Source organism: Lysobacter sp. Root667, assembly GCF_001427715.1.
In the GTDB taxonomy this organism is placed as follows: Bacteria; Pseudomonadota; Gammaproteobacteria; order Xanthomonadales; family Xanthomonadaceae; genus Lysobacter.
Window position 1 is genome coordinate 565512 of the sequence record NZ_LMHF01000013.1, and the last position, 10305, is coordinate 575816.

Sequence of the window (10305 nt, forward strand, 5' to 3'; positions counted from 1 at the left end):
ACGTTCCTGCCCGATGCCCGCGCATGCAAGCCCGAATCCGCCCTCCTTGCAGCCAGATCACGTAGCCATAGCAATTCCTGTGTTAATAGCGAGCCCTTGCGGTATTCCAATAGCCATCCGCCCATCGGGGACGTAGCCAATGGAAGAAGACTCTCCGCTAAAGACCCGGGTAAGCCGACGCCAGGTATTGATCGCCGGCACCGTATCGGCCGCAGCCACGACCCTGCCCATGATCGCCACCCTGGCCAACGAGGCCACCGCATCCGCGGAAACCAAGCCACCGGTGATGTCGAAGGTCGGCTTCGAGGTCAACGGCAAGCGGCACAGCCTCGAACTCGACACGCGCACCACCCTGCTCGATGCCTTGCGCGAACACCTGCGCCTGACCGGCACCAAGAAGGGTTGCGACCACGGGCAATGCGGCGCCTGCACCGTGATCGTCGACGGGCGCCGGATCAACTCGTGCCTGACGCTGGCGGTGATGCACGAGGGCGCGCGCATCACCACCATTGAGGGGCTCGGCATACCCGGACTCCTGCACCCGATGCAGGCGGCATTCGTGAAGCACGACGGCTACCAGTGCGGGTACTGCACGCCGGGACAGATCTGTTCGGCGGTCGCGATGATCGATGAGGTGAAGGCCGGCATCCCCAGCCACGTCACCGAGAATCTGCAGGCGAAGCCACGACTCACCGCCGCCGAGGTGCGCGAACGCATGAGCGGCAACATCTGCCGCTGCGGCGCCTATTCCAACATCGTCGAGGCCATCGGCGAAGCGGCCGGAGGCCTGTCATGAAGGCCTTCGCCTACGAACGCGCGCGCACGCCGGCCGAAGCCGCGGCTGCCGTGGCGGCCACACCGGGTGCGCGCTTCATCGCCGGCGGCACCAACCTGCTGGACCTGATGAAACTGGAAATCGAGACGCCGCCCCATCTGGTCGACGTGAACGGCATCGGGCTCGACGCGATCGCCAAAACCCGGGACGGCGGGCTGCGGATCGGCGCGCTGGTACGCAACACCGACCTGGCCGCCGACCGCCAGGTGCGCCGCGATTACCCGGTGCTCGCGCGGGCGCTGCTGTCCGGCGCGTCCGGACAGTTGCGCAACCGCGCGACGACCGCAGGCAACCTGCTGCAGCGCACGCGCTGCCCGTATTTCTACGACCCCCACCAGCCTTGCAACAAGCGCCGTCCCGGCAGCGGCTGTTCGGCCCTGGAAGGCTTCAGCCGCCACAACGCCATCGTCGGCGCCAGCCAGGCCTGCATCGCCACCCATCCCAGCGACATGGCGGTGGCCATGCGCGTGCTCGACGCCGTCGTGGAAACCGTGGACTCGCAAGGCCAGTCCCGCAGCATCCCCATCGCCGACCTGCACCGCCTGCCCGGCGACACGCCGCAGATCGAGCACAATCTGAAGCCCGCAGAGCTGATCACCGCGGTCACCCTGCCCAAACCGGTCGGCGGCCGGCAGATCTATCGCAAGGTGCGCGACCGCGCGTCGTACGCCTTCGCGCTGGTGTCGGTGGCGGCCATCGTCCAGCGCGACGGCAGCGGCCGGGTCGCGCTGGGCGGCGTGGCGCACAAACCGTGGCGCGTGGACGCCGCTGACGCAGCCATGCCGCAGGGCGCCAAGGCGGTCGCCGCGGCGCTGCTGGATGGCGCGCGCACCACCCACGACAACGCCTTCAAGCAGCCGCTGGTCGAACGCACGATCGCCGCCGTGCTGGTCGACGCAGGGAGGTCCGCATGAAGTTCGACCAGCCCGCGACCACCAATCCGATCGACCAGGGCAAGGTGATCGGCAAGGCTACCGATCGCATCGACGGCCCGCTCAAGACCACCGGAACCGCTCCCTACGCCTACGAGCGCCACGACGTCGTGCCCAACCAGGCCTACGGCTACGTGGTCGGCGCCGGCATCGCCAAGGGCCGGATCGCCCTCCTCGACGATAGCGCCGCACGCAAGGCGCCCGGGGTGCTGGCGGTGGTGACGGCGAAGAGCGCTGGCAAGCTCGGCAAGGGCAAGTTCAATACCGCCAAGCTGCTGGGCGGGCCGGACATCCAGCACTACCACCAGGCCGTGGCGGTGGTCGTCGCCGAGACCTTCGAGCAGGCGCGCGCCGCCGCGCAGACGATCCGGGTGGACTATGTGCGCGCCAAGGGCGCCTACGACCTGGAGAAAGCCAAGGCCGGCGCGATCGCACCGAAGAACGAAAAGCCCGACAGCGACGCCGGCGACTTCGCGACGGCGTTCGAAGCGGCGCCGGTCCAGTTCGACGGCACCTACACCACGCCGGACGAATCGCACGCCATGATGGAGCCGCACGCCTCCATCGCCGCGTGGGACGGCGACCAGCTCACCGTTTGGACCTCCAACCAGATGATCGACTGGGGCGTCGGCGATCTGTCCGCCACCTTGGGCATACCGAAGAAGAACGTGCGCCTGGTGTCGCCCTATATCGGCGGCGGCTTCGGCGGCAAATTGTTCCTGCGCGCCGACGCGCTGCTGGCGGCACTGGGCGCCCGCGCGGCGCGGCGGCCGGTCAAGGTGGCGCTGCAGCGCCCGTTGATGATCAACAACACCACCCATCGGCCGGCGACCATCCAACGCGTTCGCCTGGGCGCCGGCCGGGACGGCAAGATCACCGCCATCGGCCATGAAAGCTGGTCCGGCGATCTGCCGGGCGGCGGCCTCGAAGTGGCCGTGCAGCAGACCCGCCTGCTCTACGCCGGCGCGAACCGCATGACCCGCATGCGGCTGGCCACGCTGGACCTGCCCGAAGGCAACGCGATGCGCGCGCCCGGCGAAGCTCCCGGCCTGATGGTGTTGGAAGCGGCGATGGACGAGATGGCCGAAAAACTGGGCATGGACCCGGTGGAGTTCCGCATCCTCAACGACACCCAGGTCGACCCGGAGCATCCGCAGCGCCCGTTCTCGCAGCGGCGCCTGGTCGAATGCCTGCGTACCGGCGCCGAACGCTTCGGCTGGAACAAACGCTCGGCGAAACCCGGCAGCGTCCGCGACGGGCGCTGGCTGGTGGGCATGGGCGTGGCCGCCGCGTTCCGCAACAACCTGCTCACCCGGTCCGCCGCCCGCGTGCGCCTGGACGACAAAGGCACCGTCACCGTCGAAACCGACATGACCGATATCGGCACCGGCACCTACACGATCATCGCCCAGACCGCCGCCGAGATGATGGGCGTGCCGCTGCAGCGCGTGGCCGTGCGCCTGGGCGATTCCGCCTTCCCGGTCTCGTGCGGGTCCGGCGGGCAATGGGGCGCGAACAACTCCACTTCCGGCGTGTACGCAGCCTGCATCAAGTTGCGCGAGGCCGTGGCGCACAAGCTCGGCTTCGACGCCGCCACTGCCGAATTCTCCGACGGCCGCGTGCGCGACGGAACACGCCAGGCCGCACTGGCGGACGCAGCGAAGGACGGCGAACTGGTGGCGGAGGACGCCATCGAGTACGGCGACCTGGACAAGAAATTCCAGCAATCCACCTTCGGAGCGCACTTCTGCGAAGTCGGCGTGGACGCGGCCACCGGCGAGGTCCGGGTGCGCCGCATGCTGGCGGTGTGTGCGGCCGGCCGCATCCTCAACCCGAAATCGGCGCGCAGCCAGGTCATCGGCGCGATGACCATGGGCGTGGGCGCGGCGCTGATGGAAGAGCTGGCGATAGACAAGCGGCTGGGCTATTTCGTCAACCACGACCTGGCCAGCTACGAAGTACCCGTGCACGCCGACATCCCGCATCAGGACGTGATCTTCCTCGACGAGACCGACCCGATCTCCTCGCCGATGAAAGCCAAGGGCGTCGGCGAACTGGGCATCTGCGGCGTCGGCGCGGCGGTGGCGAACGCCATCCACAACGCGACCGGCTTCCGCGTCCGCCACTACCCGATCACGCTGGACAAGCTGCTCGATCACCTCCCGGCGTGATCGCGGCGGCGCCGCCCGGCAGCCGCCGCCCTGGCCCGCGCGACCTCGCCGTCGCGGCCCGGCACGACGCTCGCCGGGCCGCTATTGCGCGGGAACTGCGGACCCAGCCCATCGAACGACGGGATGGATCGATTTCTCCGCTGCTGCCAAGGGCAGCGCTCGAGGACGCGCTAGGCCGCGCGTCCTCGGCCGCGGAAGAAGGAGATCGCCGCCAGCACCAGGAACACCACGAACAGAATCCAGGCGATCTGGGTGGCCGCTCCGGCGATGCCGGTGAATCCGAGCACGCCGGCGATCAAGGCGATGACCAGGAAGACCAGGGCGTAATTGAGCATGGCGGTATCCTCATTGGACCGGTGATCCATCGTCCGGCAGCGACCGCTATGGCGCCGTATACGCGGACAGCCCGTCTCGTGGCGAGGCCTTAACGCTGCCGCGACCCGGCCACGCCGCTTTACGTCATGGCCAGCCGCGCTTCACGTATCGCGCATGAAAGCGGCCCTAGGCTGGAGGCCGCCGATTCGGCCCTGCGATGGCCATCATGACCCGCACAAAAACCTTCAAGATCGCGACGTTCAACGTGAACGGCATCGGCGCCCGCCTGCCGCATCTGCTGGCGTGGCTGGCCAAGGAAAAACCGGACGTGGTCGCGCTGCAGGAACTGAAGGCCTCGGATGCGGCCTTCCCAGCCGCGGCGCTGGAGGATGCGGGCTATGGCGCCGTTTGGCACGGGCAGAGATCCTGGAACGGGGTGGCCCTGCTGGCGCGCGGGCTGATACCGATCGAGAGCCGGCGTGGTCTGCCCGGAGACCCCGAGGACGAACAGAGCCGCTACATCGAGGCGGTAGCGCACGGCATCGTGGTCGCCGGCATCTACCTGCCCAACGGCAACCCGCAGCCCGGCCCCAAGTTCGACTACAAACTCAAGTGGATGCAACGGCTCAGCCGCCGCGCCAAGATCTTGGTGGCGCTGCCCGACCCGGTCGCACTGGTAGGGGATTTCAACGTCATCCCCACCGACGAAGACGTGTACGACCCCAAAGCCTGGCGCAAGGACGCCCTGATCCAGCCCGAGGTCCGGGATGCCTATGGGCGCCTGCTGGATCAAGGATGGACGGACGCATTGCGCAAGGTTTACGGCGACCGGCGCATCTATACCTTCTGGGACTATTTCCGTCAGCACGCCGAACGCGACCGCGGGCTGCGCATCGACCACCTGCTGCTCAACCCGGCCCTGACCAAACGCTTGCAGGGCGCGGGCGTGGATCGCTGGGTCCGGCTGCAGGAAAAGGCCAGCGATCATGCTCCGGCCTGGGTCGAAGTCGGTTTGGTCTGACCTGCGCACGTCGCGACGCAATCGTGACCGCTGCTACGGAAGGCCGACCATGCACTCACCGTTGCCGCCGAGAGAAACCGGATTGCGGCAGCCCTTCGGACCGATGCGGACACCAAAAAGCAGGAAGCCCTGATTTCGCGGGATTTTCCGGCCTTTCGCGGTCCTCTCGGGACCGTTTTATGGTGGAGATGGGCTCCCCCAAATTGGGCGCTGCAAGGCTGATTTCGCGCAGGGTTCGACTTCTCTACAACGAGTCAATGCCCCCAGATGTGCCCCCCAGCAGATCGCCCTCGACACTGCTCATCAAGCGGATCTAGAAGACATGCGAGCCGACACTACTTCAGCCGACCGGTGTCGAACAGATAGTTGACGAATTCCTGATGAAGGTCCTCCCCCAAGGGCTCGCCATCCTCACTCACAAGATGAACTCTGCCTTTTTCTGCCATCTCGGTCGCCCCATCAATGATGCTTAGAGCACTCACCAAAAGTCCTCGAAAGCACTCATTGAGAACGGCGCGTACCGCACTACTCTCCACACCGGCTTTCTCAAAAGCTTCACGCATGCGGATACAGCCGTCTTTTTCCTCCATCCATAGCAGGTCTGCTTTATCCGCCGTAAGGGAGTCCGTAGATGTTTGCGACCAGGTATCAAGAACCACCGCTAGATCATGAAAAAAATCTGACTTCTCAACCATAGCTAAAACCTCAGTATCCCAGCCAAATGAAATTTCCGCCGTACTAAGCACTCATGCCCGTCATCTGACTGCCGCGCGCGAGGACGGTCAACGGCAGAACAACAGGCATGGCATGAGCAGCAAGGCAGCCAGCCACCTTCCTATTTACGAAGAGCCTCGCTGAGCCGATCCTTTGCTAGCTTATCCCCCTGACTAGCTGCCTTCTCAAGCCAGAACCTCGCGCGACCTGGCGCATACCTGTCCTGAGTGGGATCCATATAGCTCATCCCCGCGTTGTACTGGCCCACCGGGTCGCCATTCTCGGCCGCCACCAGCGTCCAATAAAACTGCAATTGCCCAGACTTATCCGCCTTCATGTAGAACGTCGCCAGCGCGTTGGCTGCCTCGCCGGAACCGGCATATGCAGCCGCCTTATAGACGGGAAGCTCTTCGTAATGCGGCATCTGGGAGAACACCATGCCCTTCCGCACCGCCAGGTCCTCGGCACCCACCGGCAGCGCAGGGACTGGCTTATCTGAGGAGCAACCGACTACAGCAAGCATCAGAACAAGCGAAGAAATTCCCCTAACCATCCACAACCTCCTGGGTAGAGCTTCATCCGGCCCTGATGGCAATCGAGCCGATTCTCAAGCGGAGCGATTGGCACCCTGGCTTTGATCTATTTAATGGTGTGAGCGTCTTATTTCGCCCTTTTAGCTCGCCCTTTCTTATGGCCCGTATCCAACTCTCTCAGGTACTCAACAGCTCTATCATTGCCGTGCTTCGCAGCCTCGTTCAGCCAATATTTCCCACGAACACGCTCCTCGCTCTCCGCAGACTTCGTCAGAATGAATCCATAGTTGTATTCGCAAACAACGTCGCCGTTCTCAGCGCAAATTCTCAACCACTTATTCCCTTCTTCGTACTGAACGGAGGCAACACTATAGTGCTCGTACAGGCGTTTTGCCGCCGAGGACTCACCTCCGAGCGCCGCAAGCTTGAGCACCTCGATATCGCCCTCCGGAATTTCCAAAGAGTGCCCATCCCCGATCGCTCCCGCCATCAGCGTTAGGAGCGAAATGAATCCCATCATTGATCCGATCATTAATCCCTCCCTCAACTTAAAGTTGAGATATGAGAGCACGATGAACTCATCACTCGATGCCCGAAAGACAACGTAGCCATAGGAGACGCCGCACTTCTTGTTCGATGGATGCGGTAGTCCAGTCAGCGTCTACAGCGTCGCAAACCGCGTCAGGTCAGCCCCAAGCTTCGAGCCGGCCTCAAGCGTGCTGACAGGCCGAACCCCTCCGACGTCTCGGACAGGACCAGTGTTGGAAGTTATGCGAATCAAAACGCGGTATCGCACTCCCGCAGAGACTACTTTGACCCGTTCATTGCATATTCGTCACTACAGTTCTCGCTCATAAGGAACCGCAGTCGAGGGCCGATCCACATCCAGGAAAACAGTCAACTCATCGTTCGACGTTCGGAAAATAACCGACCCGTATGGAACATTGCACCTTCCGTTTGATAGCTTCCGGAAAGTAAGAAGGACCCTCCCGCCCTCGGCGTCGTTTTCCCATTCGCCATCACCGTCAACTCCGCCGGTTAACGAGGGTTCGGAACATGCGGCGGCTGCAGGGAAGTAGCTCGCCTGAAAGCGCCCATCATCATGCAAGACGATCCGTCTAGGCTTGTGGTCATCGCTGGACCCAATCCATGTTCCAGACGGACTCTCATCTGAGCCAGGGCCGTTGCATGAGACCAAGGCGATAGCCGCCATGGCAAGGACTACAGATAGCTTCATACTTTTCTGCATAAGCGCCCGGAAAGGTCATAGCCACTCCTAGATGCCTCAGACACTCTTCTGATTTGCTCATCTTCTGCAGCCAGAAGAACTTGCAATGGCAAGCAGCCATGTCAGAGCTAACAGCGGAAGAACAACTCGTTTCGTGCCGCTGCACGCCCCCGAACTTCAAAGCTATGCGGAGCTATAGGCGTTATGGCTCTTCAGGCCCGAAACAAGACGTTCCCGAGGGACGTTTGGATTCGAGGGTAGAGCACACTCTCAACTCTCGCTGCGCATCAGCATCGCCGGAGCCAGCCGATTTCTTCAGCCAGAACAAGGCTCGAACCCACTTCGCTCTCTCGCTGCTAGTACCCAACAGTTGGTACGCGCGGAACTGAGCTTGCGGCCCGTCGTTTTCCGCTCCGATTAACGCCCACACCAGAGCCTTATCCTGCATTTTTGATCGCTGCCCTTTGGACAAATCGTAGAAATAACGATCTGACAACCTCATTGCGGCGACAGCTGAGCCCTCGTAGGCCTGATTGGAAAGAGTGGCGACCTCTTGATCTGAAAGTGAATAGCTCGGATTTGCGACCACTTTGTCCTGAGCCGCGCAAGACATCGTCATCATGGATAGAGATAGGAAAGCTGCAACCTTGTGCATTCAAATCACCAAGAGTTAACGGGGAGAGAAGTAGCACCCGGCCCTGGTGGCAATCGAGCCGCCTTTTCAGGCGAAGTCATTGGTTCCCTGGCTTTGAACTATTTAATGGCCCATCGTCGACGAGTAGCCAGCGGCCATCGCTCCAGTTGTATAGGAACTCAACTTTTCGATCGGAAAGGACTTGTCCATTGCGCATGACCACACCCTTAAGCCAACCATGTTTGATCGCAACTTCTTTTCTCGCAGTCGCCTCATACACGACAACCTGAGAGAATGATTTGTAATCACCATCAGCTCGATAGGTAACGGTTGGCGCAACATCGATCTCAGAGGGCACCCTGACCTTCGCAAGCCTCAGAAAGTCGTTCTTGACAGTCGCATCGCCCGGATATCCTTCGCAGCCGCAAGCAAGAGAAACAAAAGCTACCAGCGCCACACTCAGTAGTTTCTTGTAAGTTATTTCGAACATGCGTCCAAAAGCATCAAAATTCCTGTGCTAACCACCTCTCGAGCCACTTCGAAATCTCGATCAACGGGATAGCTTTCCACCATATCCAACAACCCACCTCCCGATGCTGTCGAGAAAAACGTCATGTACGCTTGATCCTCCGCAACACCTTCGAACTTATAGAAAGCACCAGGCGCTCCAAGCGCCAGCCTCACGTCCTTTAGCATGTTCCAGCAATTAATTAAGTCATCGCTGGAGACATCACTCCTATTGCACAAGCTTTCTAAGATTTTATCCAAGTCAAAAATTGTCGCGCTTTCGATCACGGCGTCACTATAGATTTCCGTGCAACTTGTCACCAAGTCGCGTTGAGTCGCGCCCCATAAGATCAACCCATCGCATTTGACGACCGCCTCTCCTGCTTCGTCAGTCGACATCCAGCCGATCCAGACACTATGTGACTCAAAGACGAAATTCACTGGAAAAATTTCGTTACTACGTTGGGTCGGCAATAATGTAATAGTCCACCCCCTCTCCAAAGAATATTTCACCAATCAAGCTAGGCGGCTTCCCATCCGGTCGGAAATGCGTTTCTGCGTACTTCTTTATCTGGTTGAATGGAGTTCTTGGCCCTTCCTTCGTACTCTGCCCAGCCTCTTCGCAGACTCGTCGCGCAAATTGTGATGGCTTTTCGCCATTTTTGGGAACAGTACCTCTTGCCCAAGACGGAACGTCGTTCTTTGGTTTAGATCCACGAACGGGAACGCGAACTTGTGGCTGTTGAGACCATGGCACCCTGGTCGCATCAGACATATACCCCACGCCGCGACCAAACCTTCCGAACCTTCCGAACCTCCCAACCGAAGGACGAACGAAAACGGCCTGTAGCCCTGACGAGTCGACCCAAGAATTCGGGCTTCCGTCAACATACACATAAGTGCCTATACCACCAACCAACCCAATCGGATCCGATTGCACATACCGCCCACTCCCCGCATCGTAATCCCGGAAGTAGTTGTAGTTCAGCCCGGTCGCCGCGTCATACCGCTGGCCCGGGAACCGCATGTCGAACACGAAGTTCGTGCTGTCCAAATCCGGATCCTGATTCGGGGGACTGTTGCCGAAGGCTTCGCCCTGTAGCGCCCAGGTCCAGATGGCGACGTCGCGGCTGCGGTCGATGACGGCGCGGGGGGTGCCCAGGTGGTCGGGTTCGATGTAGTGCAGTTTCTGGTTGGCGCCGGCGCCGGCGAGCAGGCCGACCGGTAGGTCATCCAGCCAGATCGCTTGCTGCAGGACGGCGCCGTTGTGGTCATAGTCGCCCAGCCATTGGCCGGATTCGTCGTAGATCGTTTGGATGTCCGTTCCGCCGGTGAACACTTGAGTAGCGCGCACGCGCTCGCCGAAGCCGTTGTACTGATAAACCGCCTGGGTTAGCCCGCCGACGTCGATCTGG

At 61.5% G+C, this 10305-nt stretch carries 12 protein-coding genes; 4 read left to right on the top strand and 8 right to left on the bottom strand.

The window, feature by feature from the left end; all coding sequences use genetic code 11:
• Nucleotides 1-139 precede the first annotated feature (139 nt).
• Genes paoA through paoC form a run of 3 tightly spaced genes read left to right on the top strand, consistent with a single transcriptional unit; the run spans nucleotide 140 to nucleotide 3938 of the window.
• Nucleotides 140-796 (top strand): aldehyde dehydrogenase iron-sulfur subunit PaoA, encoded by a 657-nt coding sequence (paoA, locus tag ASD78_RS15315; RefSeq protein WP_056102872.1) that lies wholly within the window; start codon nucleotides 140-142, stop codon nucleotides 794-796.
• Nucleotides 793-1749, top strand: a complete 957-nt coding sequence (locus ASD78_RS15320; protein ID WP_056102875.1) for a xanthine dehydrogenase family protein subunit M — start codon at nucleotides 793-795, stop codon at nucleotides 1747-1749. Before paoA ends, ASD78_RS15320 begins: the two co-directional genes overlap by 4 nt.
• A complete protein-coding gene (gene paoC / locus ASD78_RS15325) occupies nucleotides 1746-3938 on the top strand; it encodes an aldehyde oxidoreductase molybdenum-binding subunit PaoC (protein WP_056102878.1) in 2193 nt (730 codons plus the stop codon). The genes ASD78_RS15320 and paoC overlap by 4 nt, the downstream gene beginning before the upstream one ends.
• Nucleotides 3939-4108: 170 nt before the next feature.
• On the opposite strand, the gene ASD78_RS20195 is transcribed toward paoC, so the two are convergent.
• Entirely contained in the window at nucleotides 4109-4273 is a 165-nt protein-coding gene (locus ASD78_RS20195; protein ID WP_082559598.1) for a DUF1328 domain-containing protein, read from the bottom strand.
• A gap of 206 nt (nucleotides 4274-4479) precedes the next feature.
• Between ASD78_RS20195 and xth the strand changes: the two genes are divergently transcribed.
• A complete protein-coding gene (gene xth / locus ASD78_RS15330; RefSeq protein WP_056102995.1) occupies nucleotides 4480-5274 on the top strand; it encodes an exodeoxyribonuclease III in 795 nt (264 codons plus the stop codon).
• Between the two features lie 335 nt (nucleotides 5275-5609).
• On the opposite strand, the gene ASD78_RS20850 is transcribed toward xth, so the two are convergent.
• The 7 genes from ASD78_RS20850 to ASD78_RS20200 form a co-directional block, all read right to left on the bottom strand.
• The gene (locus ASD78_RS20850) at nucleotides 5610-5969 is read right to left on the bottom strand and encodes a hypothetical protein (protein ID WP_156087789.1); all 360 of its coding nucleotides are present in this window, start codon (nucleotides 5967-5969) and stop codon (nucleotides 5610-5612) included.
• Nucleotides 5970-6109: 140 nt separating this feature from the next.
• Nucleotides 6110-6541 carry a sel1 repeat family protein gene (locus ASD78_RS15335; protein WP_156087790.1) on the bottom strand — a complete coding sequence of 144 codons (432 nt, stop codon included), beginning with the start codon at nucleotides 6539-6541 and terminating at the stop codon, nucleotides 6110-6112.
• A gap of 107 nt (nucleotides 6542-6648) precedes the next feature.
• Complete coding sequence (locus ASD78_RS15340) at nucleotides 6649-7092, bottom strand: hypothetical protein (protein WP_156087791.1); 444 nt, start codon at nucleotides 7090-7092, stop codon at nucleotides 6649-6651.
• 859 nt (nucleotides 7093-7951) lie between these two features.
• Nucleotides 7952-8404 (bottom strand): hypothetical protein, encoded by a 453-nt coding sequence (locus ASD78_RS20855; protein WP_156087792.1) that lies wholly within the window; start codon nucleotides 8402-8404, stop codon nucleotides 7952-7954.
• Nucleotides 8405-8480: 76 nt separating this feature from the next.
• Nucleotides 8481-8873 carry a hypothetical protein gene (locus ASD78_RS20860; protein WP_156087793.1) on the bottom strand — a complete coding sequence of 131 codons (393 nt, stop codon included), beginning with the start codon at nucleotides 8871-8873 and terminating at the stop codon, nucleotides 8481-8483.
• Entirely contained in the window at nucleotides 8861-9289 is a 429-nt protein-coding gene (locus tag ASD78_RS15345; RefSeq protein ID WP_056102886.1) for a hypothetical protein, read from the bottom strand. Before ASD78_RS15345 ends, ASD78_RS20860 begins: the two co-directional genes overlap by 13 nt.
• A 58-nt stretch (nucleotides 9290-9347) precedes the next feature.
• A partial coding sequence (locus ASD78_RS20200) for an RHS repeat-associated core domain-containing protein (protein ID WP_304438480.1) occupies nucleotides 9348-10305 on the bottom strand: 958 nt, incomplete at its 5' end.